26 protein-coding genes are annotated in these 26,129 nt (G+C 72.3%); 15 read left to right on the forward strand and 11 right to left on the reverse strand.

Annotation, left to right across the window (positions count from 1 at the left end):
* Positions 1-77: 77 nt before the first annotated feature.
* Both ACFQGU_RS13520 and ACFQGU_RS13525 read left to right on the forward strand, forming a co-directional pair.
* Entirely contained in the window at positions 78-503 is a 426-nt protein-coding gene (locus tag ACFQGU_RS13520) for an ATP-binding protein (RefSeq protein WP_386767510.1), read from the forward strand.
* A 23-nt stretch (positions 504-526) separates the two neighbouring features.
* Positions 527-844, forward strand: coding sequence for an STAS domain-containing protein (locus ACFQGU_RS13525; protein WP_386767512.1), 318 nt, complete (start codon positions 527-529; stop codon positions 842-844).
* Between the two features lie 21 nt (positions 845-865).
* Here ACFQGU_RS13525 and ACFQGU_RS13530 read toward each other — a convergent pair whose 3' ends face one another.
* A complete protein-coding gene (locus ACFQGU_RS13530) occupies positions 866-1,642 on the reverse strand; it encodes an RNA polymerase sigma factor SigF (protein WP_386768297.1) in 777 nt (258 codons plus the stop codon).
* 80 nt (positions 1,643-1,722) lie between these two features.
* On the reverse strand, positions 1,723-2,157 hold the full coding sequence (locus ACFQGU_RS13535; RefSeq protein WP_386767513.1) for an ATP-binding protein: 435 nt from the start codon (positions 2,155-2,157) through the stop codon (positions 1,723-1,725).
* A 274-nt stretch (positions 2,158-2,431) separates the two neighbouring features.
* On the opposite strand from ACFQGU_RS13535, the gene ACFQGU_RS13540 reads away from it, so the two are divergent.
* Together ACFQGU_RS13540 and ACFQGU_RS13545 are read left to right on the forward strand one after the other, a co-directional pair.
* Positions 2,432-2,674 carry a hypothetical protein gene (locus ACFQGU_RS13540; protein WP_386767515.1) on the forward strand — a complete coding sequence of 81 codons (243 nt, stop codon included), beginning with the start codon at positions 2,432-2,434 and terminating at the stop codon, positions 2,672-2,674.
* Between the two features lie 164 nt (positions 2,675-2,838).
* Positions 2,839-4,533 (forward strand): DUF222 domain-containing protein, encoded by a 1,695-nt coding sequence (locus tag ACFQGU_RS13545; protein ID WP_386767517.1) that lies wholly within the window; start codon positions 2,839-2,841, stop codon positions 4,531-4,533.
* Between the two features lie 137 nt (positions 4,534-4,670).
* On the opposite strand, the gene ACFQGU_RS13550 is transcribed toward ACFQGU_RS13545, so the two are convergent.
* The gene (locus ACFQGU_RS13550) at positions 4,671-5,495 is read right to left on the reverse strand and encodes an alpha/beta fold hydrolase (RefSeq protein WP_386767519.1); all 825 of its coding nucleotides are present in this window, start codon (positions 5,493-5,495) and stop codon (positions 4,671-4,673) included.
* A gap of 74 nt (positions 5,496-5,569) precedes the next feature.
* A complete protein-coding gene (locus ACFQGU_RS13555) occupies positions 5,570-6,568 on the reverse strand; it encodes an ATP-grasp fold amidoligase family protein (RefSeq protein ID WP_386767521.1) in 999 nt (332 codons plus the stop codon).
* Positions 6,569-6,724: 156 nt separating this feature from the next.
* Between ACFQGU_RS13555 and ACFQGU_RS13560 the strand changes: the two genes are divergently transcribed.
* A complete protein-coding gene (locus ACFQGU_RS13560) occupies positions 6,725-7,291 on the forward strand; it encodes a GNAT family N-acetyltransferase (RefSeq protein WP_386767523.1) in 567 nt (188 codons plus the stop codon).
* A 48-nt stretch (positions 7,292-7,339) separates the two neighbouring features.
* The gene (locus tag ACFQGU_RS13565; RefSeq protein ID WP_386767525.1) at positions 7,340-8,407 is read left to right on the forward strand and encodes a winged helix DNA-binding domain-containing protein; all 1,068 of its coding nucleotides are present in this window, start codon (positions 7,340-7,342) and stop codon (positions 8,405-8,407) included.
* Between the two features lie 193 nt (positions 8,408-8,600).
* On the opposite strand, the gene ACFQGU_RS13570 is transcribed toward ACFQGU_RS13565, so the two are convergent.
* From ACFQGU_RS13570 to ACFQGU_RS13585, 4 genes are read right to left on the reverse strand one after another with little or no spacing between them, the layout of a single operon-like run.
* Positions 8,601-9,878 carry an MFS transporter gene (locus ACFQGU_RS13570; RefSeq protein ID WP_386767527.1) on the reverse strand — a complete coding sequence of 426 codons (1,278 nt, stop codon included), beginning with the start codon at positions 9,876-9,878 and terminating at the stop codon, positions 8,601-8,603.
* Positions 9,875-12,886, reverse strand: a complete 3,012-nt coding sequence (locus ACFQGU_RS13575; protein ID WP_386767529.1) for a bifunctional [glutamine synthetase] adenylyltransferase/[glutamine synthetase]-adenylyl-L-tyrosine phosphorylase — start codon at positions 12,884-12,886, stop codon at positions 9,875-9,877. The genes ACFQGU_RS13570 and ACFQGU_RS13575 overlap by 4 nt, the downstream gene beginning before the upstream one ends.
* Positions 12,886-13,650, reverse strand: a complete 765-nt coding sequence (locus tag ACFQGU_RS13580) for a type 1 glutamine amidotransferase (protein ID WP_386767531.1) — start codon at positions 13,648-13,650, stop codon at positions 12,886-12,888. Before ACFQGU_RS13580 ends, ACFQGU_RS13575 begins: the two co-directional genes overlap by 1 nt.
* 48 nt (positions 13,651-13,698) lie before the next feature.
* Positions 13,699-15,036, reverse strand: a complete 1,338-nt coding sequence (locus ACFQGU_RS13585; RefSeq protein ID WP_386767533.1) for a glutamine synthetase family protein — start codon at positions 15,034-15,036, stop codon at positions 13,699-13,701.
* Positions 15,037-15,120: 84 nt separating this feature from the next.
* Here ACFQGU_RS13585 and ACFQGU_RS13590 point away from each other — a divergent pair, with 84 nt between their 5' ends.
* The gene (locus ACFQGU_RS13590; RefSeq protein WP_386767535.1) at positions 15,121-16,854 is read left to right on the forward strand and encodes an NAD+ synthase; all 1,734 of its coding nucleotides are present in this window, start codon (positions 15,121-15,123) and stop codon (positions 16,852-16,854) included.
* On the opposite strand, the gene ACFQGU_RS13595 is transcribed toward ACFQGU_RS13590, so the two are convergent.
* Both ACFQGU_RS13595 and ACFQGU_RS13600 read right to left on the reverse strand, forming a co-directional pair.
* Positions 16,851-17,453 (reverse strand): TetR/AcrR family transcriptional regulator, encoded by a 603-nt coding sequence (locus ACFQGU_RS13595; RefSeq protein WP_386767537.1) that lies wholly within the window; start codon positions 17,451-17,453, stop codon positions 16,851-16,853. The genes ACFQGU_RS13590 and ACFQGU_RS13595 overlap by 4 nt on opposite strands.
* Positions 17,450-19,246 (reverse strand): MFS transporter, encoded by a 1,797-nt coding sequence (locus ACFQGU_RS13600; protein WP_386767538.1) that lies wholly within the window; start codon positions 19,244-19,246, stop codon positions 17,450-17,452. The genes ACFQGU_RS13595 and ACFQGU_RS13600 overlap by 4 nt, the downstream gene beginning before the upstream one ends.
* Positions 19,247-19,468: 222 nt before the next feature.
* Here ACFQGU_RS13600 and panB point away from each other — a divergent pair, with 222 nt between their 5' ends.
* The 5 genes from panB to ACFQGU_RS13625 all read left to right on the forward strand — a co-directional run bounded on the left by panB (position 19,469) and on the right by ACFQGU_RS13625 (position 23,566).
* Positions 19,469-20,320 carry a 3-methyl-2-oxobutanoate hydroxymethyltransferase gene (gene panB, locus ACFQGU_RS13605; protein WP_386767540.1) on the forward strand — a complete coding sequence of 284 codons (852 nt, stop codon included), beginning with the start codon at positions 19,469-19,471 and terminating at the stop codon, positions 20,318-20,320.
* A 110-nt stretch (positions 20,321-20,430) separates the two neighbouring features.
* Positions 20,431-20,802: a DUF805 domain-containing protein gene (locus ACFQGU_RS13610; protein WP_386767542.1), complete on the forward strand. Its 372-nt coding sequence runs from the start codon at positions 20,431-20,433 to the stop codon at positions 20,800-20,802.
* Positions 20,803-20,941: 139 nt separating this feature from the next.
* A complete protein-coding gene (locus ACFQGU_RS13615) occupies positions 20,942-21,640 on the forward strand; it encodes a hypothetical protein (RefSeq protein WP_386767544.1) in 699 nt (232 codons plus the stop codon).
* 53 nt (positions 21,641-21,693) lie between these two features.
* Positions 21,694-23,004, forward strand: coding sequence for an MFS transporter (locus ACFQGU_RS13620; protein ID WP_386767546.1), 1,311 nt, complete (start codon positions 21,694-21,696; stop codon positions 23,002-23,004).
* 169 nt (positions 23,005-23,173) lie between these two features.
* Complete coding sequence (locus ACFQGU_RS13625) at positions 23,174-23,566, forward strand: hypothetical protein (protein WP_386767548.1); 393 nt, start codon at positions 23,174-23,176, stop codon at positions 23,564-23,566.
* A 71-nt stretch (positions 23,567-23,637) separates the two neighbouring features.
* On the opposite strand, the gene ACFQGU_RS13630 is transcribed toward ACFQGU_RS13625, so the two are convergent.
* A complete protein-coding gene (locus ACFQGU_RS13630; RefSeq protein ID WP_386767549.1) occupies positions 23,638-23,805 on the reverse strand; it encodes a hypothetical protein in 168 nt (55 codons plus the stop codon).
* Positions 23,806-23,872: 67 nt separating this feature from the next.
* Here ACFQGU_RS13630 and map point away from each other — a divergent pair, with 67 nt between their 5' ends.
* The 3 genes from map to ACFQGU_RS13645 all read left to right on the forward strand — a co-directional run bounded on the left by map (position 23,873) and on the right by ACFQGU_RS13645 (position 26,107).
* Positions 23,873-24,736, forward strand: coding sequence for a type I methionyl aminopeptidase (map, locus tag ACFQGU_RS13635; protein WP_386767551.1), 864 nt, complete (start codon positions 23,873-23,875; stop codon positions 24,734-24,736).
* Between the two features lie 52 nt (positions 24,737-24,788).
* The gene (locus ACFQGU_RS13640) at positions 24,789-25,562 is read left to right on the forward strand and encodes an ROK family protein (RefSeq protein ID WP_386767553.1); all 774 of its coding nucleotides are present in this window, start codon (positions 24,789-24,791) and stop codon (positions 25,560-25,562) included.
* Between the two features lie 65 nt (positions 25,563-25,627).
* Positions 25,628-26,107 (forward strand): MarR family winged helix-turn-helix transcriptional regulator, encoded by a 480-nt coding sequence (locus tag ACFQGU_RS13645; RefSeq protein WP_386767555.1) that lies wholly within the window; start codon positions 25,628-25,630, stop codon positions 26,105-26,107.
* The last annotated feature ends 22 nt before the right edge of the window (positions 26,108-26,129 follow it).

Raw genomic sequence — 26,129 nt, forward strand, 5'->3', positions numbered from 1 at the left:
TGACCACGATGTTTGGCCCGCCTCCGAGGGGGTACTGGCATCTCGTGAGGTGCGCTCGGACCAGCCGAAGGACTGTTGTGACGCAGAGGCGGAAGCCCGCCGCCACCGGTCGTGGTGGGGGCGCGGTGACGCTCGTCCTCGACGAGGACGGGCGCGCGGTGTGGCGATCGACTCTGCGCAGCGCGCTCACGGAGGCCGCGTCGCCTGGCACGGTGGAAGACGCGATCATCGTGGCGGGAGAGCTCGTGGCGAACGCGCTCGAGCACGGTCTCCCGCCGGCCACCCTCGAGGTGGTCGTCGAGCCTGCGGGCTCGGTGCTGGTGTCGGTGCTCGACCATGGCTCGGTCGTTCCGCTGTCACCGATGCCGATCTCGCTCGAGGCGGTGCGGGGGCGCGGGCTCCTGATCGTGGACTCCCTCACGACCGAGTGGGGCGTTCTCGAGAGCGCGAAGGGAAAGGCCGTCTGGGCACGGGTGGCCAGGGACGGCGAGGCAGGACCGTGAAGACCAACGAGAGGCAGACCCCCATGTCACCAGCACCCGTCGTGATCACGCTCGCGGGCGAGTACGACATCGCCAATGCACCCGAGCTGCTGGAGATCCTGACCAGCGGCGGACCCGAGGCGCCCGTCGTCGCCGACCTCCGGGACGTGACGTTCCTCGACTCCGCGGCGCTGTCGCAGCTCGTGCGCGCGAACTCCCAGCTCTCGGAGGCTGGCGGCTCGCTCACGCTGGTGCTGCCGACCTCGGGGCCGGTCGCCAGGGTCATGTCGATCACGCAGCTGGACTCTGCCCTGACCACGACGGGCTCGGTCGAGCAGGCGCTCGCCGATCTCGGCGGCTGAGGCGGTCGGCCGGGCTGCCGGTCACTCGTCGAGCAGGCCTTCGCGCAGCACGGCGAGCGACTTGGCCAGCAGCCTCGACACGTGCATCTGCGAGATGCCGACCTCCTCGGAGATCTGCGTCTGGGTCATCCCGCGGAAGAACCGCAGCACCAGGATCCTGCGCTCGCGCGCCGGCAGCTGCGCGAGCAGGGGCCGCAGCGACTCGCGGTACTCGATCGTCTCGATGCCCGGGTCGTCGGCGCCCATGAGGTCGGCCAGCGACCCGGAGTCGTCGGACGAGCCGACGTGGGCGTCCAGGCTCGTGTAGCTGTACGCCTGCGCGCCCTCGAGACCCTCGAGCACCTCCTCCTCGCTGATGCCGAGCTGCACCGCGAGCTCCGCCACGGTGGGCGTGCGTCCTGTTCGCTGTGAGAGCTCAGCCGTCGCCTGACCGAGCGACATGCGCAGCTCCTGCAGGCGCCGCGGCACGCGGATCGCCCACCCCTTGTCGCGGAAGTGCCGCTTGATCTCGCCGATGACGGTGGGCGTGGCGTACGTCGCCAGCTCGACGCCGCGCTCGAGCTCGAACCGGTCGACCGCCTTGAGCAGGCCGATCATCCCCACCTGGGTGAGGTCCTCGAGCGGCTCGCCGCGGTCACGGAACCTGCGGGCGAGGTACTGCACCAGCGGGATGTGCAGGGTGACGAGGTCGTCGCGCGCCCGTTGGTGCTCGGCGGACTCGGCGTCGGTGCTCGCCAGCACCTCGAGCAGCTCGCGCTCGCGCGCCCGGTGGGCGTCGCCCCAGCCGCGCGGCAGCACGGCGTCGCCCGACGGCTCGTGGGCGGGCGTCACGTCCTCGTCGGTCGGCGGCGGCGCGCCCGCATGCGCCGCGGAATGGTTCACGACGGGTCGGCCGACGAGGTGCCGGTCGACGTGGTGCCGGTCGACGTGGTGCCGGCGGTGGCGCTCGAGCGCGACGCGCGCAGCGAGATGGTGACGCCGTCCGGCGTCTCCTCGGCCCACAGGTCGACCACCAGCGCGGCGAGCACGGCCCAGGCGAAGCTGTCCTCGCTCGGCAGCACCGATCCCTCGCACCGGCCCGTGATGCTGATGAGGACGGCGGCGTCCTCGACGTCGAGCCGTACGTCGATCACCGAGCCCGGCTCGGCGCTCGCGGCCAGGAGTCCGGCCGCCTCTCCGACGGCCAGGCGGATGTCCTCGAGCTGCTCGAGGTCGAATCCCACGCGCGAGGCGACCGCGACCGCGGTGGAGCGCACCAGTGACACCCAGCCGGTCTCGGCCGGCACGGACAGTCGAACGGCGTTCTGGGTCATCCGAGCTGCTCCTCGTCACCGGTGGGCATCGTGCCTGCGACGCTAACGCCGTGGCCGGGTCGCCACCAGCGCGCGCACGGTGGCGCGGACGGGGCGAGGGCACAGATCACGATGCGTGCTGCCCCCGATCCGGCCATCCCAAACCTCGGGCCTGAACGGATGGGCGATTCGTTAGTGGAATCTCGCACTCGGCCCCGAGTTTCCACTACCGAATCGCGCGCGGATGCGCCGATAGCAGTCGCTTCGCGCGTGGCGGCCGAGCATCCTGGCCCGTATGGCGGCGGCAGGGACAAGGACGCGAAGCAGGGTTCCCGCGCTGCTCGCGGGCGTCGGCAGCGGCCTGGCGGTGGTCTTCCTGCTGCTTCCGGCGAGAGGTGTCGATACCGACCCTCCCGCCTGCTCCTCCGCGCTCGGCTACTCGGTGCCCTGCGGCTCGGGCTGGGCCTTCGGCGCTGCCCTCGCTGTCGGTCTGCTCGCCGCCGGGGCGGTCGCGTGGGTCCTCGGCCGCAGGCCGTAGCCCCCTCCCGCGACCCTGCACTCAGCCACCGATGGGCGTCAGGCGGTATGCCGTGTTCGCTTGGGGCTGAACGCTTCTCCGCGATATGGCTCCCGATCCGGATCCTACTGTCGGAGGTGGCTGAGAGGCTTTCATCAGTCGTCCAGCAGATGAGGGAGGTGACCATGTCGACCACGTTCGACTCCGTCGAGACGTCCGCGTCGTACGACGAGGCGTTCCCGCCAGGGTGGTCACCGGTCACCCGCGAGCAGGAGCACGCGTTCGCCGAAGCGCTGCGGCGCGACTTCCCGCCCGAGCGCCACGTCGACCCCGCCGGTGACGACCTGCCCGACCCGGGGCCGTTCTCCGAGCTCGGCCTCGTCGCTGCGGTCGACGGCCCGGCGGACCCGTTCGACCTCGTGCTGCTGCACGCCCTGGACCCCGAGTCGCTGTCCGACCCCGGCGACCAGCTGCGGATGCTGTCGGCGCTGGACAAGGTGGAGTGCCTGACCCAGTCGCTGCGGATCCGCACCCTCATGGCGCTCGGCGACGACGACGAGTACTGGACCGGCCTGGACGAGCAGGACCTGCAGCACGAGATCGCCATCGCCCGGCGCACCTCGGAGTACAACGCCGGCAAGGCCCTCGAGCTCGCCCGTTCCATCACCCGCGACTACCCCGACCTCCTCGCCGCGCTCACCGACGGACGGGTGTCCTGGGGCCACCTCGCGGTGCTGGTCGACCGCACCCGCTACGTCACCGACCCCGCCGCGATCGCGGCGATCTCCGCCCGCGCCCTGACGCGGGCGCTGACCCGCACGCCCGGGCAGTTCGCCACCGAGGTCGAGAAGCTCGTCGCCCGGTTCGACCCCGACGCCGCCGAGCGCCACCGCCGCGCCAAGAAGAAGGAGCGCAGGGTCTGGGTCAAGCGCCTCGCCGACGGCATGGGCATGCTCGGCTACGTCGACGACTGGGCCATCATCAGCGCCGTCCACGAGACCATCGCCGCCGACGCCCGCTCGAGCAAGAAGGCCGCCCGCGCCCAGAAGCGCGCCCGCACGGCCGCCCGCCGTGACGGCACACCGTCGGAGCCGACGCCCGGCACCGACGTCGTCCTCGCTGACGAGGCCGACGTCGTCCCGACCGACGGCGACCACAGTGGCCCGCGCCACGGCGACCACGCCGCCTCGGGCGGCAGCGACCACCGCGCCTCGACGACGGACGACGCGGACGACGTCGAGGACGAGGAGCCCGACGCCGACACCGCCCGCGCGGACGCGCTCGCCGCCCGTGTGCTGGGCACCCTGAACCCCGACGGGTCCGTGGTCTGGGACCGGGCCGCCTCGGTGGTGTTCGAGGGCCACCTGGTCATCGACTTCCTGACCCTCACCCGCGAACGCGACCGTGTCGCCCTCCTGGACGGGCAGCCCCTGCCGCCGGAGACCGCCCGCGAGTACGCCGGCACCGTGAAGACCTGGCGCCGGTTCGTCACCGATCACCTCATCGACGTGGGCAACCGCTACACCGACGACACGCTGCACCGCTTCATCCTGGCCCGCGACATCTGCCGCAACCCGGTCCACGACCACATCCCCACCTCCACCCGGCTGCAGATGGACCACGCCGAGGAAGCACCCCACGGCCCCACCAGCGCCGACAACTGCGGCGGCATCTGCATCCCCAGCCACCAGCTCAAGACCGCCCGCCGGGTCGACATCACCGACTCGAGAGCAGACGGCTCCTGCACCTGGACCACCCGAGCCGGGCAGGTCGTCCACATCCCACCCCGCCCGTTCCTCGACCACCCCGACCCACCGCTGCTCCCCCGGCGTCGCCATGGGCCGGCGCCCGACCCTGCCGACGACATCCCGCCCTTCTGACCACCCCCGCACGGCCGTGAGCCGGACCCCACCCCGGAGTCCGGCGCACAGCCATGCCCGGTGACCGCACGGACGTCGGAGGAAGCGGGGAGGAGGGGGCACGACCCGAGGGCGACGAGTTCTGCGTCGGCCGACCGCTACTCGGTGAGGAAGTCGAGGACGAGGCGGCTGAAGGCCGCGGCGTGCTCGATCTGGGTCCAGTGCCCGCACCGGCCGAACACGTGCAGCCGTACGTCGGGCACCACGTCGAGCAGGTGCAGCGCATTCGACAGCGGGATCACCTGGTCCTCGCGGCCGTGCACCACGAGGGTCGGCTGAGGCAGGCGCGCGATCTCGTCGTCCGGCGTCACCATCGCGTCGACCCAGCGCTGGCGCGGGGCGGGGAACATCGCCGAGAACGACTCCTGGAAGCCGGGCTGGATCGACGCCTCGTAGCGCACCTGCGCGAGCTCGTCGGTCACGAGCTCGCGCGAGTGCGCGAAGATCCCGAGGAGCTCGCGCATGCTCTCGAGCGACGGCTCGTAGCCCCACACGCGGTCGAGCCCGTCGGTGATCTCGAACGGCACCCCCACGCTGCCCATGAGCACCAGACGCGAGACGCGGTCGGGGTGCCGCGCCGCCACCCGCAGCGCCAGCGCGCCGCCGAAGCTGTTGCCCACCAGCGCGACCTTCCCGAGCCCGAGCGCGTCGAGGAACCCGACGACCTGGCCGACCCACGTGTCCATGGAGTAGTCGACGCCGTCGGGCCGCTCGGTGAAGCCGAAGCCGACCAGGTCCGGCGCGTACACCGCGAGCTGCTGCGACAGCACCGGGATCGTGAGCCGCCAGTTGGCGTACGCCGTCACCCCCGGGCCGGAGCCGTGCAGCAGCACCACAGGGTCGCCCGAGCCCGCGTGCAGGTAGTTGGTGCTGATGCCGGCGGCGACGACGGTCGAGCCGAGCTCGGGGCGCGGTGCGGTCATGCGCACCAGCATCGCGCACGCCGCAGCGGCGGCACGCGAGCATCCCGGCACACGGAACGCCCGGAGCCGGGACGTCAGGAGGTGGCGACTGCGTTCGCGAGCACCTCGGGGGGCAGCGTCCAGTGCTCGCCCAGCAGCAGGTCGAGCGTGTCGGGTTGGAAGATGCGCCGACCCCCTGACGGCGTGCTGGTCAGCTCGCCCACGAGCACGCGGCCGTCGACGTCGTAGAGGTCGACCCGCAGCATGTCCATGCCTGCCGCGAGCTCCTCGGCGAGCGCGACCATCTCCCCCGACGTCGAAGGCGCGGCGCCCTCACCATCCGGCTTACCCGCATCCGTGGAACGGAGCAGCGGCCTCCAGTCGCGGTCGCGCAGCACGCCCGGGCCCAGACCGTCGGGGTCGAGCACCTCGATCGCACGCACGACGCCGTCGGCCACGAAGAGCTTGTACTCGCGCGCAGGGACCTGCGCCGTGCCGAGCAGCTCCTCCGCGAGCACGCGGTGCGGCACGTCGCGGTAGGCCCACTCGGGGTAGCGGTTCGGGCCGTGCTCGAAGCCGAGCGTGAGCCACCAGCGGAGCAGCCCCGTCGCCCGCGCGACGTCGAGGTCGTCGGGGTGGATGCGGTACCTGCTCCACAGCACGCTCCGGGGCCGGCTCGGCAGCTCCACGCCGCGCGCGAACCGGTCGCTCACCAGAACCGCACCGCCCGACCCGTGGGTGGCCTTGACGGCGACCTCGCGCGGCAGCTCCGCCCAGGGCACGGCGCCGGCGGCGTCCCACACGCCGTACAGCGTCGGGAGCCGGTCGGCCCCCACCCTCTCGGTCACCACCTCGCGCACCGCGACGCGGTCGGCCAGCGTCGTGAGGATCGGACGTCGGTCGTGGGCGAGCCGGAACAGCAGCTTGTCGTGGAAGCCCTGCGGTTCGGGCCCGGCGAGCGAGGCGAGCGTGCGGTACGCCCGCGCAGTGGGCCAGAGCCCGGCACGTGCGTCGACCACCGCGTGCAGCGCCGTGCGGGCACGGCGGGGAAGGCGGTCGCGCACGACCGCGAGCGATCGCGTCGTCGACCTCACACGGCCTCCCCCTCGTCCCCACGCACCCTAGCCACGCGCTCCGGCACAGGACGCGTACGCACCGGCAGCACGGCACCCACGGGTCGTCACCGGACGTTCACCGACGCGTCGGCAGAACACGATCCCGATGACCGAATCCGCCGCTGGTCTACGCGCGTGAGCGTGCTGACGCAGCCGCTGGTCGCCCCCGCCCCGCTGGCGCGACCGGCCCAGGACTCCGACCTGACCGCCATCCTCGACGTGTACGCCGCCTGCCGCGCGAGCGATCCGACGTACCCGGCTGCGGTCGGCAGCGCGACGACACCCGACCTCGCCGAGTGGTTCTTCCGCAAACCGCTGGCCGCGTGCCTCGTGGTCGAGAACGCCGACCGGGTCATCGTCGGCGTGGCGGGGCTGAGCGCCGCCGCCCCGCCCCAGTCCGCGCGCGGCGACCGACGCGTGCACTGGATGGAGTCGTGCCGGCTCGCGGTCCATCCCGAGCACCGAGGCGGCGCCGCCTCACGGGCCCTGACGTCGGCGCGGATGCGCGCGGCCTCCGACCTCGGGGCCGATCGGCTCTGGCTGCGCTGCCTGCCCGGCTCCCCCGCGCACGGCCTCTACCTGCGCGTGGGCTGGTCGTTCCTCTCCCGCGGGCACATCGACGTGCCTGGCGAGGCGTCACGCCCCGCCGTGCTGCTGCAGCGCGCCGTCCCCGCGATGCCGACGTACCGCGTGGTGACTTGACCCGACACGGTCCGCGACGGGCAGTGTCCGCTGTGGTGGGATCGGCGCATGGCCCCCGACCCGGTGACCGCGTCCGGGCGTGCCGATCCCCTGCTCGTCGCCCGCCTGCGCGCGCAGCTGCTGACCAGCCGCGCGGCGACCGACCCGGTCGACGTCGTCGAGCGCCTCCTCGCCGTCCAGGCGCAGGACGGCCGCGGCTTCCGGCTCGCCGTGCGCGCCCGGTCCAGCGTCGCCGGCGCCTCGGCGGTCGACCACGCGCTCACCCACGACCGCAGCCTCGTCGTCGACTGGCTGAACCGCGGCACCCTGCACCTCGTGCGCAGCGAGGACCACGCCTGGCTGCACATGCTGACCACGCCCCGGCTGACGACGGCGGGCAACCGACGGCTCGCGCAGGAGGGCGTCGACGCGGCCATGGCCGAGCGCGCGGTCGCGCTGGTGACGACGACCCTCCGCGAGGACGGGCCGCACACCCGCGCGCAGCTGCGCGACGTCCTCGACGCGGCAGGTGTGCGCACCGCCGGCCAGGCCCTCGTGCACGTCCTCGGGGCCGCGTCGTTCGCAGGGCTCGCCCTGCGCGGCCCGGTGGTCGACGGCGAGCAGGCCTTCGTCGACCCCGAGTCGTGGCTCGGCCCGCGGCCCCCGCTGCCCGAGAGGGACGTCGCCCTCGCCGAGCTCGCGCGTCGCTACCTGGCCGGGCACGGGCCGGCGCGCGACCACGACCTCGCGTACTGGACCGGCCTCCCCCTCCGCGACGCGCGACGCGGGCTCGCAGGCGTGCGCGGCCTGGTCGACCATGGCGACGGGCTCGTCTCGCTGCACGCCGACGACGATGCGCCAGCCGTCCCCGATCCCGTGCTGCTCGGGCCGTTCGACCCCCTGCTGCACGGGTGGAAGTCGCGCGCCCTCGTCGTGGGCGACGACGAGGAGGGCGTGGTGACGAGCAACGGCCTCTTCCGCCCGGTCGCGCTGGTGGACGGTGTCGCGGTCGCGGTGTGGGGCCTCGCGGGCGGCCGGCTCACCTGGACGGTGCGCGACGGCCACCGGCTGAGCAGCCCCGTCGAGCAGGCGCTGCGCATCGACGCCGCACGGGTCGTCGACTACCTCGGCAGCTGACGGGCGAGACGCACGAGCCGCTCATGACGACGGCTGAGGCTGTGGAGCTGGCGCGACCCGAGCTCGGCCTCGACCAGCGCCCGCGAGGCCGCCGAGCACACCGACGACCTGCACGACCCCGAGGCGTCGCCGCGGCCTATCTGACGGTGGCCGCCGTCCTGCGGCTCTGAGGGCGGACGGAGCGAGCGGCGCTCTAGTGACCGGCGAGCTCCAGCTCGCGGACGTCGGAGCGCAGCCTCGTCGAGGGCCAGCGCACGAAACCGATGCTGACCACCAGGAGCCCGATCGCGGCCATGACGGTGACGGCGAACGCCGGGCTGGTGCGGTCGGCGATGAATCCGGTCACGAGGTAGCCCAGCGCGGTGACGGCGGCGAACCCCGCGCTGGCGATGCCGACGACGCGTCCGCGGTGCTCGTTCTTCGTGAGCAGCGTGGTGAACGACATGACCGGCACGAGGAAGGCCTGCGCGACGCCGGAGACGAACCACAGCACGACCAGCAGGACGATCGGCGGCTCGATGCCGGTGAGGAGCAGGGGCAGGCACACCGTGATGGCGAGCGGCAGCACGAGGTCGAGCTGGTCGCGCGGGGTACGGCGTCCGACCAGGATCGACCCGAGCGCCGCCCCCGTGATGACCGACGCCATGAGCACACCGCCCCAGGCATCGAGCTCGCCGGCGTCGCGCACGTAGGCCAGGGCGACGGCCTCGGGCGCCACGAGCGAGGCGGCCATGCCCCAGCCGAGCAGGATCAGCGCGCGGCGCGACCTGTCGGCCATCAGCATCCGCCAGCCGTCGGCGAGGTCGGTGAAGAGCTGGCGCACCGACTCGGTGGCGTCGAGCATCGCGGGCCGGTTGCGCAGGAACGCCGCGAGCAGCGCGTACGACACGATGAACGAGATCGCATCCACGAACAGCGCGGCCTGCGGGCTGCTGAGCTGCACGACGATGCCGCCGAGCACGAGGCCGATGGCCTGGTTCGCGAGGTGCAGCGAGCGCGTCAGGCCCGTACCGGCCGTGACGAGCCGCGGGCTCCCGAGCACGTCCGGGATGGACGCCGCCCGCGCCGACTCGAACAACGGCGTGAACAGCTCGGCCACGAAGAGCAGCGCGAACAGGACCCAGAGCGGGGCGCTGGTGCCGGCCATGAGCGCGAGCACACCGATGGTGATCGCGCGTGCGACGTCGGCGAGCAGCATGAGCGACTTGCGGCTGAAGCGGTCGGCGAGCGAGCCGAGGAGGGCGCCCCCGAGGAACGTGGGCACGAACGAGACCGCGAACGTGGCAGCGGCGAGCAGCGCGGAGCCGGTGTCGGACAGCACCAGCAGGGCCAGCGCGACCCGCGCGATCTGGTCGCCGGCCTCGCTCGCCACCTGGGCGGCCACGAGACCACGGAACTCGCGGACGGCGAGCACCTCACGCAGACCTGCGCGCTGACGCTCACCAGTCCGACCCACGTCGGCAGAGCTCACGCGTAGAACACCCTCTCCACGACCCCCCGTGCACGTCGCGTGATCCGCCGGTAGTCGTCCAGCAGCGCTCCGCTCTCGCCGGGAGGGTATCCGAGCACCTGCGACACAGCGGCCAGGTCGCGCGTGTCGGTAGGCACCATGTCGCTCGCTCGGCCCTTGACCAGCATCACGGCGTCGCGCACCCTCGTCGCCATCCGCCAGGCGGACGCGAGGTGCTCCGCATCCTCGGCCTCGAGCAGGCCCGCGGCGACCGCGCCGTCGAGCGCGGGAACCGTGCGGGTCGTCCGCAGCGCGGGCACCGCGTGCCCGTGCTGCAGGGTGATGAGCTGGGCCACCCACTCGACGTCCGAGAGGCCACCGCGACCGAGCTTGGTGTGCAGGCCGGGGTCGGCACCGCGCGGGAGCCGCTCGGCCTCCATCCGCGCCTTGAGCCGCCGGATCTCGCGGACGTCGCTCTCGCCGATGCCACCCTCGGGGTAGCGCAGCGGGTCGATGATCGCCACGAACTCGCGGCCGAGCGCGTCGTCGCCGGCTACGGGCTCGGCGCGCAGCAGCGCCTGCGCCTCCCAGGCAGAGGACCACTTCTCGTAGTACGAGGCGTACGACGCGATGGTGCGCACCAGCGGGCCGTTGCGTCCCTCGGGCCGCAGCGAGGCGTCGACCTCGAGCGCCGGGTCGGGCGTGGGGATCATGAGCAGGCGCCGCAGCTCGGCGGCCACGGCGAGCGCAGCCTCGTGGGCGTCGCGGTCGTCCGCCCCGGGGAGCGGGTCGTGCACGAACAGGACGTCGGCGTCGCTGGCGAAGCCGAGCTCGCCGCCCCCGAAGCGCCCCATCGCCACGACCAGGAAACGGGTCGGCAGCGCGCTCCCTCTCTCGGCGGTGACGGCGCGCTCGGCGATCTCGAGCGCGCCGGTGATGGTCGCCCCTGCGATCGCCGACAGCGCGACGCCGGCATCGTCGACCTGCGCCAGGCCGAGCAGCTCGGCCACGGCCGTGCGGAACAGCTCGCGCCGACGCAGCGCGCGCACGGCCGCCACCGCTACCTCGGGGTCCTCGTAGCGCCGCGCGGCGGCCAGCGCCTCGGCATCGAGGGCCTCGCGGGTCCGCGGAACCAGCTCGTCGTCATCGGCGAGCATCGTGACGCCCTCGGGGGCCCGCATGAGCAGGTCGGACGCGTAGCGGCTCGAGGCGAGGATCGTCGCGAGCCTCTGCGCGGCGAGCGACTCGTCGCGCAGCAGGCGCAGGTACCACGGGGTCGAGCCCAACGAGTCGCTCATGCGTCGGAAGGCGAGCAGGCCCGCGTCCGGGTTGGGTGCACCCGCGAACCAGCCGAGCATCACGGGCAGCAGAGTCCGCTGGATGGCGGCGCGGCGCGTGACGCCCGAGGTCAGCGCCTCGAGGTTGCGCAGCGCGCCCGCGGGGTCGACGTAGCCGAGCGCCTCGAGCCGCTGCCGCGCAGCCTCGTGGGTGAGCCGCGCCTCGCCCGCGTCGAGGCGCGCCACGGCGTTGAGCAGCGGCCGGTAGAACAGCTTCTCGTGCAGCCGACGGACCTCGCGCCGGTGCTTCTTCCACGCGTCGTTCAGCTCGGCGACGGGATCGGTGCGCATCCCCATCGACCGCGCGATGTGCCGCAGCGCGACGTCGGAGTCGGGCACCACGTGGGTGCGCCTCAGCCGGTGCAGCTGGATCCGGTGCTCGAGCGTCCGCAGGAAGGCGTACGACTGCGCGAGGTTCGACGCGTCCTCGCGTCCGACGTACCCCCACGTGGCGAGCGACTCCAGCGCAGTCATCGTGGTGCTGCTGTGGAGCATCACGTCGCTGCGCCCGTGCACGAGCTGCAGCAGCTGCACGGAGAACTCGACGTCGCGCAGCCCCCCGGAGCCGAGCTTGAGCTGCCGGTCGGCGTCCTTGGCCGGCACGTTCTCCTCGACGCGGCGACGCATCGCCTGCACGTCCTCGACGAAGTTCGGCCGGTCGGCCGCGCTCCACACGAACGGCGTCACGAGATCGACGAAGGCTGCCCCGAGGTCGAGATCACCGGCGGCGGGGCGTGCCTTGAGCAGCGCCTGGAACTCCCACGTCGAGGCCCAGCGCCGGTAGTAGCCGTCGTACGACGCCAGCGTGCGCACGAGCGCGCCGGACTTGCCCTCGGGCCGGAGGTTGGGGTCGACCTCCCAGATCGATCCCTCGGGAGTGGGTGCGTTGCACGCGCGCATGAGCGACTGCGCGAGCCGGGTGCCGGCGCGGATGGCCTCGGTCTCGTCGACGCCGTCGCGCGGCTCGACGACGTACACGACGTCGACGTCGGAGATGTAGTTGAGCTCGTGCCCGCCGCACTTGCCGAGCGCGAGCACGGCGATGCGCACGAGGTCGGACGCGTCCGGGTGCTCGGACCGCGCGATCGCGAGCGCGGCCTCGAGCGTGCCGTCGGCGAGGTCGGCGAGCGCAGCGGACACCTCGACGAAGGCGGCGCCGTCGGCGAGGTCCGCGGCGGCGATCGCGAGCAGGCGCCGCCGGTAGGCGACCCGCAGCGCCGACAGCACCTCGGTGCCCGAGCCGGAGGCGACCGGCGGCGTGGCGCGGGGGTCGGCCCCCACCGCGCGCAGCAGCTCGGATCGCACGACGTCGACGGGCGCGAAGTCGGGCGCGCCCTCGTCGTGCGCCCGCAGCACGGTCCAGTCGCCCGGGTGGCGCACCAGGTGGTCGCCGAGAGCGACCGACGCGCCGAGCACGGTGAGGACCCGGCGGCGCGACTCCTCGTCCTCGTCGAGCTCGGCGACGAGGGCGCGGGCGGCGGGGTCGCCCGTCTCGGCGATGCGCGAGAGCGTCGCGAGGGCGAGGTCGGGGTCGGCTGCCAGCGAGAGGTCGACGACCGCGTCGGTGCCGAGGCCGACGAGGCCCGGGTCGGACAGCAGCCGGACCGCGAGGGCGGCGTCGGCGAAGCCGAGGCGGGCGAGGCGGCCCTGCAGGCTGCCCGACCGTCCCTCGGCCGCGCCGTCGAGGGTCATCAGGGCCGCGGACTGCCGGCCGACGCGCGGACGACCTCGGCGAAGGCCACCGCGAACGGACGCCACCCGTCGAGCATCTCCTGCTCGCGGTCCACGACGTCCTGCATGACCTTCTCCACGCTCGCGCCGGCCTTCTCGACCGGCTCGGGGTCGTCCGGGAACCAGGAGGCGAGGATCTCGGCGTCGACCTCGGGGTGGAACTGGATCGCCCAGGCGCTTCTGCCGAGGCGGTAGGCCTGCACGGGGCAGGTCGGGGTCGAGGCCAGCACGACGGCCCCCTCGGGCACCTCGAGCATGGCGTCCTGGTGGTACTGCGCGACGGGGATGCCCTGCGGGAGAACGGAGAACAGCGGGTCGCCCTGCGCCTCGGGCAGCAGGTCGATCTCGTAGATGCCGACCTCCGCCACGGGGGCGCGGTCCACGACGCCGCCTGCGGCGAGGGTCATGAGCTGGCCTCCGAGGCAGACGCCGAGGAGCGGCGCGGACGACTCGACCGAGCTGAGGATCAGGGCCCGCTCGTCGGGCAGCCACGGTGCGCGCTCGTCCTCCCACGCGGCCATCTCGCCGCCGAGCAGCACCACGCCGTGGTAGCCCGCGGGGAGCTCGCGCGGCACGGGCTCGCCGAGGTCGGCGCGCACGACGTCGTAGCCGATGCCGTGCTCGTCCCACCAGGTGCCGAGCAGCCCGACCGGGTCGGTCGGGTCGTTCTGGATGACGAGGAGGCGTGCCGGCGCGGCTGCGCCCTCGATGGTCTGGGAGGTCATCGGGGCCTGATTCTGTGCGGGACGGTGTTCGCGTGCGGACGGGTCGGGCTAGAGGACGGGCAGGTAGCGCGCGAGCTCGAACGGTGTGACCTGACGACGGTAGTCCGCCCACTCCTGGCGCTTGTTGCGCAGGAAGTGGTCGTAGACGTGCTCGCCGAGGGTCTCGGCGACGAGCTCGCTGCGCTCCATCACCGTGAGCGCCTGGCCGAGCGACGTGGGGAGCGGCTCGATGCCGAGCGCGCGGCGCTCCGCCTCGGTCAGCGCCCAGACGTCGTCCTCGGCGCCCGGGGGCAGCTCGTAGCCCTGCTCGATGCCCTTGAGGCCGGCGGCGAGCATGACCGCGAACGAGAGGTACGGGTTGGCCGCGGTGTCGATCGACCGGAACTCCACCCGCGTCGAGTTGCCCTTGCTCGGCTTGTACATCGGCACGCGGACGAGGGCGCTGCGGTTGTTGTGGCCCCAGCACACGTACGCCGGAGCCTCGCCGCCGCCGCCGAGGCGCTTGTAGGAGTTGACCCACTGGTTGGTCACCGCCGTGATCTCCGGCGCGTGCCGCAGCAGGCCGGCGATGAAGCTGCGCCCGACCTTGGACAGCGAGTACTCCGCACCCGCCTCGTAGAACGCGTTGCGGTCGCCCTCGAACAGCGACAGGTGCGTGTGCATGCCGGAGCCCGGGTGGTCGGCGAACGGCTTCGGCATGAAGGTGGCGTACACGCCCTGCTCGAGCGCGACCTCCTTCACGACCAGCCGGAAGGTCATGATGTTGTCGGCGGTGGTGAGCGCGTCCGCGTAGCGCAGGTCGATCTCCTGCTGCCCGGGCGCGCCCTCGTGGTGGCTGAACTCCACCGAGATGCCCATCGCCTCGAGCATCGTGATGGCCTGACGGCGGAAGTCGTAGCCGAGGCCGTGCGGCGTGTGGTCGAAGTAGCCCACCTGGTCGATCGGCGTCGGCACCTCGCCCTTGGCGAAGCCCTGCTCGAGCAGGAAGAACTCGATCTCGGGGTGCGTGTAGAACGTGAAGCCGAGCTCGGCGGCCTTGGCGAGCTGCCGCTTGAGCACGTGCCGCGGGTCGGCGTACGACGGGCTGCCGTCGGGCATGAGGATGTCGCAGAACATGCGGCCGACGCCGGGGCTCTCGCCGCGCCACGGGAGCACCTGGAAGGTGCTCGGGTCGGGCTTGGCCAGCATGTCCGACTCGAACACGCGCGCGAAGCCCTCGATGGCCGAGCCGTCGAACCCGATGCCCTCGGAGAAGGCGCCCTCGAGCTCGGCCGGGGCGACCGCCACCGACTTGAGCATGCCGAGCACGTCGGTGAACCAGAGCCGCACGAAGCGGATGTCGCGCTCCTCGATGGTGCGGAGCACGAACTCGGTCTGCTTGTCCATGCGGCCCATCTTGGACCACCGCACGTCACGTGCGTGTGTCGGCTCGCCCCATCCCCCGCGACCCCGGCGTCCTAGGCTTCCCCCGTGCCCCAGATCCGGCTCGCCCTCGCCCAGGTCAACCCGTGTGTCGGCGACCTCGCCGGCAACGTCGACCGCGTGCTCGCGGGTGCCCGCGACGCGCACGGGGCCGGAGCCCGACTCGTGGCCTTCCCCGAGATGGTGCTCACCGGCTACCCGGTGGAGGACCTCGCCCTGCGCCCGTCGTTCCAGGCTGCCAGCCGCCAGGCGCTCGACTCGCTCGCCGCCCGCCTGGTCGAGGAGGGCCTCGGCTCGCTCGTGGTCGTCGTCGGCTACCTCGACGTCATCGACGACGGGCACGACCGGCTCGGCCGTCCGCGCGGCGGTCCGCAGAACGCCGCGGCCGTCGTCACCGGCGGCCGCGTGGTGGCCCGGTACGCCAAGCACCACCTGCCCAACTACGGCGTGTTCGACGAGTTCCGCTACTTCGTGCCCGGAGCGTCCACGACGGTCGTCCGCGTGGACGGCGTCGACGTCGCGATCGCCATCTGCGAGGACCTCTGGCAGGACGGCGGCCCGGTCGCCCAGGTGCGCGACACCGGTGCCGGTCTGCTCGTGGTCATCAACGGGTCGCCGTACGAGCGCAACAAGGACGACGTGCGCCTCGAGCTGTGCGCCCGCCGTGCGCGCGAGGCGGGCTGCCCGCTCGCCTACGTGAACATGGTCGGCGGCCAGGACGAGCTCGTCTTCGACGGCGACTCGCTCGTCGTGGGGGCCGACGGCGCGCTCGTCGCGCGGGCGCCGCAGTTCGAGGAGTCGCTGCTCGTCGTCGACCTCGACCTGCCGATGGCAGACCCCACCACCAGCGCGTCGACGGCGGCCATCGGCTTCCCCCTGCCGGCGTACACCCCCGAGCCGCCGTCGGTCGCGCCCCGGCTCTCGGACGACGCCGAGGTGTGGCAGGCCCTGGTCGTCGGACTGCGCGACTACGTGGGCAAGAACGGGTTCCGGTCGGTCACCCTCGGCCTGTCCGGCGGAATCGACTCGGCGGTCGTCGCCGCGATCGCGTGCGATGCGCTCGGTGCCGACAACGTGCACGGCGTCTCGCTTCCGAGCGTCTACTCCTCCGACCACTCCCGGGGCGACGCCGCCGACATGGCCGAGCGGACGGGCCTGCACTACCGCACGGTCGAGATCGCGCCGATGGTCGACGCGTTCCAGGGCCGGCTGCACCTCTCCGGGCTGGCCGAGGAGAACCTGCAGGCGCGCGTGCGCGGCACCACGCTCATGGCGATCTCCAACGCCGAGGGCCACCTCGTGCTCGCCACCGGGAACAAGAGCGAGCTCTCGGTCGGCTACTCGACGATCTACGGCGACGCCGTCGGCGGCTACGCGCCGATCAAGGACGTGCCCAAGGTCGACGTCTGGGCGCTCGCGCGCTGGCGCAACGAGCATGCGCTCGAGCGCGGCGAGACCCCCCCGATCCCTCCGAGCAGCATCGACAAGCCGCCGTCGGCCGAGCTGCGCCCCGGCCAGCTCGACTCGGACTCGCTGCCCGACTACGCGGTGCTCGACGACCTGCTCGACGACTACGTCGAGAACGACCGCGGGGCTGCCGAGCTCGTGGCCGACGGCTTCGACCAGGCGCTCGTCGAGCGGGTGCTGCGGCTGACCGACGTCGCGGAGTACAAGCGCCGGCAGTACCCGCCGGGCACGAAGATCTCCTCCAAGGGGTTCGGCCGCGACCGCCGCCTCCCGGTCACGAACCGGTGGCGCGAGACCGTGCCCGACCAGGACTAGCGCGCGAGGAAGCCCGCGAGCGCCGCGTCCACGACCTGGGTCGAGCCGGCGCCCGGCGCCGGGTCGCGGCCGCTCGAGCGCACCTGGTTCATGTAGACGCTCGTGCCGATGATGAGCGTGATGAGCAGCTCGAGGTCGGCGTCGGGGCGGATCTCGCCGCGCTCGATCCCGCGACGCAGCACGACGCGGAACAGCTCGCGCCGCGGCTCGATCACGGTGTCGTAGAACGACTCGAACAGGCGCGGGTTCGACTTCGCGTGCGCCATCACACGGTGGAAGACGAGCCCGTTCGGTGTCTGGACGTACGACCGCCACCAGGCGTCGACGAGGAACAGGATGCCGTCGCGGACGCTGCCCTCGGGCACGTCGTCCGGCAGACCGGTGACGAGCGCACCGAGCGAGGCCACCACGAGGTCGTCCTTGGTGGGCCACCGGCGGTAGATCGTGGCCTTGCTGACGCCGGCGCGGGTCGCGACCTCCTCGACCGAGAGACCGGTGGGCCCGACCTCGGCGAGCAGGTGGAGCGCCGCGTCGAGGATCGCCGAGTCGGCCCGGACGTCACGGGGACGTCCGGGCGCACGCGTGCGGCTGACGGTCACGGCCGCTCGGCCTCGCCCTTCGCGATCGGGGCGATGTACTCCTCGGCCGCCTCGGTGGCGTACGTGTCCTCGAGCGCGGCCGCCTCGGCGTTCGCCTCCTCGCGGGTGTGCGCCTCGCCCACGTGCGGGTGCTCGTGGCCCGGGGTGCCGGGCCCGGCGGTGCGGCCCTTCTGCGGCGGGGTGATCGGCGGCAGCAGGAACCAGACGACCAGGGCCGCGACGAGGACGAGCGCCATCGAGATGAGGCTCGTGACGTGCGCGGCCGAGAGGAACGCGTCGAACGCGATGGCCTTGCCCTGCGCGACCAGCTCTGCAGGGGCGCCGTTCGCCTCGAGGTCGGTGAGGACGCGCACCGTGCCGCCGACGGAGTTCGTGGCAGCGTCGACCGCCTCCGGCGGGAGTCCGGCGGGCAGCGTGGCGAGCACCGGCTGCACGTTGGACGCGTACTGCGTCGCCAGCACGGTGCCGATGACCGCGACGCCGAAGGCGCCGAACACCTGCCGCACCGTGTTCTGCACGGCAGAGCCCGCGCCGGCGCGGGCGAGCGGGAGCGCGTTCTGCATCACGGTCGAGGCGGGCGCGATCACGTTGCCCATGCCGAAGCCGAAGACGAAGAAGATGACCAGGACGAGCCACAGCGGGGTCGAGAGCGACAGCGACGCGACGCCGAGCAGCGCGAGCGTGACGGCGACGAGGCCGAAGGTCATGACGCGCTTGTAGCCGAACCGCTCGACCATGGCGGCGCTGCGGGGCGCGGCGATGATCTGGCCCACGGCGAACGGCAGGAAGCAGAGACCCGCAGACAGGGTCGAGTAGCCGCGGATGGACTGCAGGAAGAACGGCAGCGTGAACGTGATGCCCGAGAGGGCGAAGAACGCGAGGCTCACAGCGGTCAGGCTGACGGCGTACCCGCGGTTCTTGAAGAGGGTGACGTCGAAGCTCCGGTGGTCGCTGCGCGCCTCCATCACGATGAACAGCGCGAGCACCGCGATGCCCAGCACCATCGGGACCCACACCGACGGCGTGAGGAAGGTGAGCGTCACCGAGGCGTGGATGATGCCGTAGACCAGCAGCACGAGACCGGTGAACGAGATGAGCAGGCCGGGGATGTCGAGGCGCTGCGGGTGCGGGTTCTTCGTCTCGGGGACCACGAGGATGATCCCGACGAGGCCGACTATCACGATCGGCACGTTGATGAGGAAGACCGCGCCCCAGTCGTTGCCGGTCAGGCCGTTGAACCACTCCGGGTGCTCGAGCAGCAGGCCGCCCAGCACCGGGCCGAGGGCGACGGCAGCACCGACCGCGCCGGCCCAGGCTCCGATGGCCTTGCCGCGCTCGTGGGGCGGGAAGACCACGGTGATGACGGCGAGAGTCACCGGGAGGACGGCGGCGCCGCCGATGCCCATGACGCCGCGGAAGAGGATGAGCATCTGCGGCGTCGTCGCGAACGCGCAGATCGCGGAGGCGACGGCGAAGATGACGAGGCCGATCATGAGGATGCGCTTGCGGCCGTACTTGTCGCCGAGCACGCCCCACGTGAACAGCAGCGCGGCGAACACGAGGATGTAGGAGTCGACCGCCCACACGAGCTCGCTCTGGTCGGCGCCGAGGTCGCGCTGGATCGTCGGCAGGGCGATGTTGAGGATCGTGTTGTCGAGCACGACCACCAGCAGGCTGGTGACGAGCACCCCGAGGATCGCCCAGCGGCGGGGGTGGCCTGCGCCCGATGTCTGCCAGCCGCTGGTGGGGGCCTCGGCGGCGGCCTCGCGGCGGGCGGCGCGTGAGTCGGACATGGGTTCTCCTTGCGGCCGGCGTCCCCCGACGGGCCCTGGTGCGGTGGTCCGACCCCCTCGGCCGGACGGTGTGAGGCACGCCTCACCAATAACGAAACGCAACCGTACCGTATCGGACCGGCGGCGCGACGCGATCCGGTAGATGACGCGGGCGCACCCACGTGCCACCATGGCTCCTGAACGGGTACCCCAGCACGGGGACTCGAGTCGTTGGAGGTCCTCATGACCAGCACGTCCTCGCACGTCCCGGAGCCCCTGTACGGCGGTTCTCCGAGCGGACGTCGCATCTCCGTCCACGACCTCGCGAGCGCCAAGGCGCGCGGCGAGAAGTGGCCCATGATCACGGCGTACGACGCCCTCACCGCGCGCGTCTTCGACGAGGCGGGCATCCCCGTGCTCCTCGTCGGCGACTCCGCCGCGATGGTCGTCTACGGCTACGACTCGACCGTGCCGGTCACGGTCGAGGAGCTCATCCCCCTCGTGCGCGGCGTGGTCCGCGGCTCCGAGCGGGCGATGGTCGTCGCCGACCTCCCCTTCGGGTCGTACCAGGCCTCCCCCGCGCAGGCGCTCGAGACCGCGAGCCGCTTCATGAAGGAGACCGGCTGCCACGCGGTGAAGCTAGAGGGCGGCCACCGCGTGCTACCCCAGGTCGAGCTGCTCGTGGCCTCGGGCATCCCAGTGATGGGCCACCTCGGCCTCACGCCGCAGTCCGTCCACGCGTTCGGCGGCTACAAGGTGCAGGGCCGCGGCGAGGACGGCGTCACCCTCCTGCAGGACGCCAAGGCGCTGCAGGCAGCCGGCGCGTTCGCCGTCGTGCTGGAGGTCGTGCCGGCTGACCTCGCCGCGCAGGTCTCGCAGGTGCTGCACATCCCCACCGTCGGGATCGGCGCCGGCCCGGGCACCGACGCGCAGGTCATCGTGTGGCAGGACATGGCTGGCCTCACGCCGGGCCGCACCGCGAAGTTCGTGAAGAAGTACGCCGACGTGCACGGCGTGCTGCTCGAGGCGGCGCAGGCCTGGGCGGGCGACGTCGTCTCCGGCGCCTACCCCGCCGAGGAGCACACGTACACCTGATCGGTGGGCCGGGCGCAGTCGGCGAGCCTGACTGACACAAGCTCCGAAACGGTGCATCCTCCGTGACCGAGGGGGCGTCATCCGACGTCCGACGCGAGAGGAACCGTCCCATGGGCCCGACGCAGGCCGTCAGCTCGGTCTTCAGCAAGTTCGCCACCTTCAGCGGCCGCGCACGCCGCTCGGAGTACTGGTGGTTCGTCGCGTTCTCGATCGTCGTGCTGGCCATCGCGCTCGTCATCGACAACGTCGCAGGGCTCAAGCTCGAGGGCCAGCAGATCGGCTGGGTCTACACGGCCGTGGCGCTGCTCCTGGTCATCCCGAGCATCGCGGTGACCGTCCGCCGTCTGCACGACACCGGTCGCAGCGGCTGGTGGTGGTTCCTCTCGCTGGTCTGCGGCATCGGCGCCATCATCCTGTTCGTGTTCTGCCTCATGGAGGGCACGCGCGGCGAGAACGAGTACGGCCCCGACCCCAAGGCCTGACACCACCGCGCCACCACGACGCCCCGGCCACGCGGCCGGGGCGTCGTGCTGTCCGGGGCGGCCTGCGGTCCGGGACGCGAACCGGCCGCTCGGGTGGTCGTTGCACGACGACGGCGCGCACGTGCGGCACGATGCACCTGTGGACGTCTCGAGGGTGAACCTGCTGCGCGACGTGCTATCGAGCACCGGCTGGGTCGACCGCACGCGCGGGTTCGCGCGCAGCCTGCGCCGGTCCACCGATCACGGCGACGGCCTGCTGCTCGTCGGCACGCCCACGCACGAGCCGTGGCACCTGGCCGCGCACCTCGACGACGAGTCGCGGTACGCCGGGATCCCCACCCTGTCCCCGACGCTGGTCCGCTGGTCACCGCCCCCAGGCGCGCCGCAGCACCTCAGCGTCGGGCTCGACCGCATCGTGGCCGCCCGCCGCGGCGAGACGCTCTTCGTCGTCGCACCCGACGACCCCACCGAGCAGCTGCTCGAACGGCTCGCCGACGCCCGCCGCACCGGCGCCACCCTGCTCACCATCGACGGTGGTGACGGCGACCTCGCGGGCCTCGCCCACGACCAGCTCATCGTGCCGTCGCGTGGCCTCACCGCGGCCGGCGAGCCGTCCGGTCTCGCCGTCGCGCTCGAGGGCTTCGGCCTCGGCGACGTCGACCTGTCCCTGCCCGAGGTCTCGTTCGACACCGTGCAGCACCTCGTCTCGGCCGCCGTGGGCGAGGACGAGATCCTCCGGACCGCGCCCAGCGGAGGGTCGGGACGCCGGGGCCTGCGCGACCGGCTCGCCGGCGCGCTCGACGCGATCCAGGGATCGCCCGCGACCCGCGACTGGTGAGCGCGCGAAACACCCGCGCGCTCGACGTCGACCGTGCTCCAGACTGACCGCCCGTGAGCTCCGAGGACGCTGCCGCCGAGCCTGCCCCGCGGCGATGGCGCATCGACGTCTCGCCCCTGCGCACGTCGAGCGACTTCCGCGCGCTGTTCACCGCAGGGGTCGTGTCGTACCTCGGCTCGATGTTCACGTTCGTCGCGATCCCGCTGCAGGCGCAGCAGCTCACCGGCTCGTTCGTGGTCGTCGGTCTGCTCGGCCTGGCCGAGGTGATCCCGATCCTCGTGTTCGGGCTGTGGGGCGGTGCGCTCGCCGACCACGTCGACCGCCGCCGCATGATCCTCGTGACCGAGGTGTGCCTCGGCATCGGATCGCTCATCCTGCTGGCCAACGCGCTGCTGCCCGACCCGCACGTGTGGGTCCTGTTCGTCGTCGGCGCACTGTTCGCCGCGTGCGACTCGCTGCAACGGCCGTCGGTGGACGCGCTCGTCCCGCAGTCGGTCCCGCACCACCAGCTCGGCGGCGCAGCCGCGCTCATGTCGCTGCGGTGGAGCGTCGGCTTCATCCTCGGCACGTCGCTCGGCGGTCTCGTCGCGTCGTACCTCGGCGTCGCGGTCGCCTACGGCATCGACGCCGTCTCGTACGTGCTGTCGTTCCTCATCTTCCTGTCGCTGAAGAGCCGCGGCCGGATGAAGGACGAGGGCACGCCCGGCATCGGTGCCATCGCCGAAGGCGTTCGTTACGCGTGGGGGCGCAAGGACCTGCTGGGCACCTACGCCGTCGACACGCTCGCGATGGTGCTCGCGTTCCCGTGGGCCGTGTTCCCGTTCGTGGCCGAGAAGTTCGATGCGCCCTGGGCGCTCGGGCTCCTCTACGCGGCATCGTCGGTCGGCGCAGCGGCGGCATCGCTCACGAGCGGATGGACCTCGCACATCCACCGCCACGGCAAGGCGATCGTGATCGCTGCATCGCTCTACGGGCTGGCGATCGCGGCGTTCGGCCTCGCGCCCACCCTCTGGCTCGCACTCGTCTTCCTCGCACTCGCCGGCGCTGCCGACATGGTGAGCGGCGTCTTCCGATCCCTGGTGTGGAACCAGTCGATCCCCGACGATCTGCGGGGACGTCTCGCCGGTATCGAGTTCCTCTCGTATGCGATCGGCCCACAGCTCGGAAGCGCACGCGTGAGTCTGATGGCGCAGTGGCGCGGTCTCGGCTTCTCGATCGCGTCAGGTGGAATCCTTTGCGCTGCAGGCGTTCTCGCGCTCGCCGCAGCGCTGCCGACCATGTGGCGCTATGACGTTCGCACGTCCGTCGACGTTGCCGCGGTGCGCGCGGCGCGTGAGCTGCGCGCACCCGACGACGACGACTGAACGGTGCGAAGCATTCTCAGACATCGCGTCGAACGCCGCACGTCGATACCATGCGCGCGACACGAAGTGTCGGTACGACGCGAAGATGCCAGGAGTTTCTGGCTCGCTCTGTCACAGTTCAATCGAAGGCTTTCGGCACCAAGGCCGAGAGACGACTCAGGGAGGCATCGTGGCGGCTGCTAAGACCACCGCGAAGAAGGCCGTGGCCAAGAAGGCTCCGGCGAAGAAGGCCGTGGCCAAGAGGGCCCCCGCCAAGAAGGCTGTCGCCAAGAAGGCTCCGGCGAAGAAGGCTGTTGCCAAGAAGGCTCCGGCCAAGCGCGCCGTCGCCAAGAAGGCTCCGGCCAAGAAGGCTGTTGCCAAGAAGGCTCCGGCGAAGAAGGCTGTTGCCAAGAAGGCTCCGGCGAAGAAGGCTGTTGCCAAGAAGGCTCCGGCCAAGCGCGCCGTCGCCAAGAAGGCCCCGGCCAAGAAGGCTCCGGCGAAGAAGGCTGTTGCCAAGAAGGCTCCGGCCAAGCGCGCCGTCGCCAAGAAGGCTCCGGCCAAGCGCGCGGCGAAGAAGGCCTGACCTTCAGACCGTCACGAAGCCCCCGGCGCCTCGCGGTGCCGGGGGCTTCGTCGTGCAACGGGCGCGCCGGATCAGTCGTCGTCCTCCGCGTCGATGGCCTCGTTGCGCTTGCGCATGCGCTCGAGGACGCCGGCCGCCTCTGCCTCCGTGCCGTAGGGCCCGAGCCGCTCGGAGTTGGGGTCGCCCTCCCCCTGCTCCACCGTCTGCGTGCGCAGGTTGAACCACCAGTCGCCGGTCATCGGTCCTCCTCGTCGTCGCGTCGGACGTCGTCTGCCGCATCCGCGCGGTCCACCTAGAATCTCCACCATGCCACTCCAGCCCGGCGTCATCAGCCCGATGCGTCCCGTGCCGCAGCACATCCCGCGCCCCGAGTACGTCGGCCAGCCGCGGGCCAAGCGCTGGACGGGCTCCGAGGTCAAGGACTCCGACACCATCGAGCGGATGCGCATCGCAGGCCGGCTCGGCGCACAGGCGCTGCAGGAGGTCGGTCGCGCGATCCGTCCGGGCATCACCACGGACGAGCTCGACCGCATCGGCCACGAGTTCCTCTGCGACCACGATGCCTACCCGTCGACCCTCGGCTATCCGGGCGGCGGGCGCGGCCCGGCGTTCACCAAGAGCCTCTGCAGCTCGCTGAACGAGGTGATCTGCCACGGCATCCCCGACTCCACCGAGCTGCGCGACGGCGACATCTGCAACATCGACATCACGGCCTTCATCCACGGGGTGCACGGCGACACCAACGCGACGTTCCTCGTCGGCGAGGTCGACGAGGAGTCGCGGCTGCTCGTCGAGCGGACGTACGAGGCGACGATGCGCGGCATCAAGGCGGTCGCCCCCGGCCGTCAGCTCTCGGTGGTCGGACGCGTCATCGAGTCGTACGCGCGCCGCTTCGGCTACGGCGTCGTCCGCGACTTCACCGGCCACGGCATCGGCGAGGCCTTCCACTCGGGGCTCGTCGTGCCGCACTTCGACGACCCCGGTGCCACCACGTTCCTCGAGCCCGGCATGACCTTCACCATCGAGCCGATGATCAACCTCGGCACCTACGCGTGGGACATGTGGGACGACGGCTGGACGGTCGTGACGGCCGACCGCCGGCGCTCGGCGCAGTTCGAGCACACGGTGCTGGTGACCGACGACGGCGTCGAGATCCTCACGCTCCCCTAGTCACCCGGGCGGGGTGCGCCACGAGGCCGACGGGGTCGATAGCCTTCCTGCCATGACGAGCACCGCACCCGCGCAGGAGTGGCCGGCCGACGTCCGCACGCTGGCCATCGACGTCGGCGGCTCCGGGTTCAAGGCGGCGATCCTCGACCCGGCCGGCGCGATGCTCACCGAACGGGTGCGCGTCGAGACGCCGTACCCCTGCCCGCCGGAGCGGCTGATGTCGAGCGTCGTCGACCTCACGCAGGACCTCGGTCACCGCGACCGGGTGTCGGTCGGCTTCCCCGGCCTGGTGCGCAACGGCAAGGTGCGCAACATCCCGTCGCTGTCGCGCACGGCGTACGACGGCGACACCGACCCGGCGCTCGAGGACGCGTGGCGCGGGTTCGACCTCGCCGGCGCCCTGACCGAGGCCTTCGGCGTGCCGACCAAGGTCGCGAACGACGCGGATGTGCAGGGCTGCGCAGTCGTCAGCGGCGAGGGCTTCGAGTTCGTCATGACCCTCGGCACCGGAGTCGGCACGGCTCTGTTCCTCGACGGCCGCCTGCTCCCCCACATCGAGGGCGGGCACGCGCCGTTCCGCAAGGGGGACACGTTCGAGGAGCAGCTCGGCAACGTGGCCCGCAAGCAGATCGGAAACGAGCGCTGGGCCCGGCGCGTGGTCGAGGCGATCACGGCGTACGACCGCTTCCTGTTCTTCGACACCATCCACGTCGGCGGCGGCAACGCCAAGCACCTCGACCCGGCCGACCTGCCGCACAAGGCCCGCATCGTGGCGAACACCGCAGGGATCATCGGCGGCGTGCGGCTCTGGGATCTCGACGCCTGATCCGGAGTGACCCAGGCAACATGATCCGGCTTTCAATCATTGAACGTCAGCCGTAGCCTGGGTGCATGACCACCCGTTGGCTCGACTCCGGGCAGCAGAAGCACTGGCGCGCGTACATCGCGGCCACGACGCTGCTGTCCGATCGGCTCTCGCGCGAGCTGCAGACCTCGCACGGGATGTCGATGGCTGACTACGAGATCCTCGTCCGCCTCTCCGAGGCCCCCGAGCGCCGCCTGCGCATGAGCGAGCTCGCCGACCACACGCTCGCGAGCCGCAGCCGGCTGTCCCACCAGGTCGACCGGCTCGAGAAGGCCGGCTGGGTGCGGCGCGAGGCCTGCGAGACCGACCGCCGCGGCGCCAACGCCGTCCTCACCGATGTCGGGTGGGACGTGCTCGTCGCCGCCGCCCCGACGCACGTCGAGGGCGTCCGCGAGCACCTCGTCGACCTGCTGACCGAGGAGCAGTTCGCCGCACTCGGAACCGCGCTCGCGATCGTCGCCGAGCACCTGCAGTCGTCCGACTGCGAGGCGCAGCGCACCGCGTAGGCGCGCCCCCGCACCGACCGAC

The sequence above is a fragment of the Longivirga aurantiaca genome (genome assembly GCF_042660085.1).
Taxonomy (GTDB): Bacteria; Actinomycetota; Actinomycetes; order S36-B12; family CAIYMF01; genus Longivirga; species Longivirga aurantiaca.

Bases quoted from the DNA above. Each gene is read 5' to 3' on its own strand.
- ACFQGU_RS13585 (WP_386767533.1), bottom strand. From the start codon at position 15,036: ATGGACAAGCAGACCGAGTTCGTGCTCCGCACCATCGAGGAGCGCGAC.
- ACFQGU_RS13580 (WP_386767531.1), bottom strand. From the start codon at position 13,650: ATGACCTCCCAGACCATCGAGGGCGCAGCCGCGCCGGCACGCCTCCTC.
- ACFQGU_RS13545 (WP_386767517.1), top strand. From the start codon at position 2,839: ATGTCGACCACGTTCGACTCCGTCGAGACGTCCGCGTCGTACGACGAG.
- ACFQGU_RS13540 (WP_386767515.1), top strand. From the start codon at position 2,432: ATGGCGGCGGCAGGGACAAGGACGCGAAGCAGGGTTCCCGCGCTGCTC.
- ACFQGU_RS13565 (WP_386767525.1), top strand. From the start codon at position 7,340: ATGGCCCCCGACCCGGTGACCGCGTCCGGGCGTGCCGATCCCCTGCTC.
- ACFQGU_RS13525 (WP_386767512.1), top strand. From the start codon at position 527: ATGTCACCAGCACCCGTCGTGATCACGCTCGCGGGCGAGTACGACATC.
- ACFQGU_RS13600 (WP_386767538.1), bottom strand. From the start codon at position 19,246: ATGTCCGACTCACGCGCCGCCCGCCGCGAGGCCGCCGCCGAGGCCCCC.
- ACFQGU_RS13640 (WP_386767553.1), top strand. From the start codon at position 24,789: ATGACGAGCACCGCACCCGCGCAGGAGTGGCCGGCCGACGTCCGCACG.
- ACFQGU_RS13575 (WP_386767529.1), bottom strand. From the start codon at position 12,886: ATGACCCTCGACGGCGCGGCCGAGGGACGGTCGGGCAGCCTGCAGGGC.
- ACFQGU_RS13550 (WP_386767519.1), bottom strand. From the start codon at position 5,495: ATGACCGCACCGCGCCCCGAGCTCGGCTCGACCGTCGTCGCCGCCGGC.
- map (WP_386767551.1), top strand. From the start codon at position 23,873: ATGCCACTCCAGCCCGGCGTCATCAGCCCGATGCGTCCCGTGCCGCAG.
- ACFQGU_RS13535 (WP_386767513.1), bottom strand. From the start codon at position 2,157: ATGACCCAGAACGCCGTTCGACTGTCCGTGCCGGCCGAGACCGGCTGG.
- ACFQGU_RS13645 (WP_386767555.1), top strand. From the start codon at position 25,628: ATGACCACCCGTTGGCTCGACTCCGGGCAGCAGAAGCACTGGCGCGCG.
- ACFQGU_RS13610 (WP_386767542.1), top strand. From the start codon at position 20,431: ATGGGCCCGACGCAGGCCGTCAGCTCGGTCTTCAGCAAGTTCGCCACC.
- panB (WP_386767540.1), top strand. From the start codon at position 19,469: ATGACCAGCACGTCCTCGCACGTCCCGGAGCCCCTGTACGGCGGTTCT.
- ACFQGU_RS13630 (WP_386767549.1), bottom strand. From the start codon at position 23,805: ATGACCGGCGACTGGTGGTTCAACCTGCGCACGCAGACGGTGGAGCAG.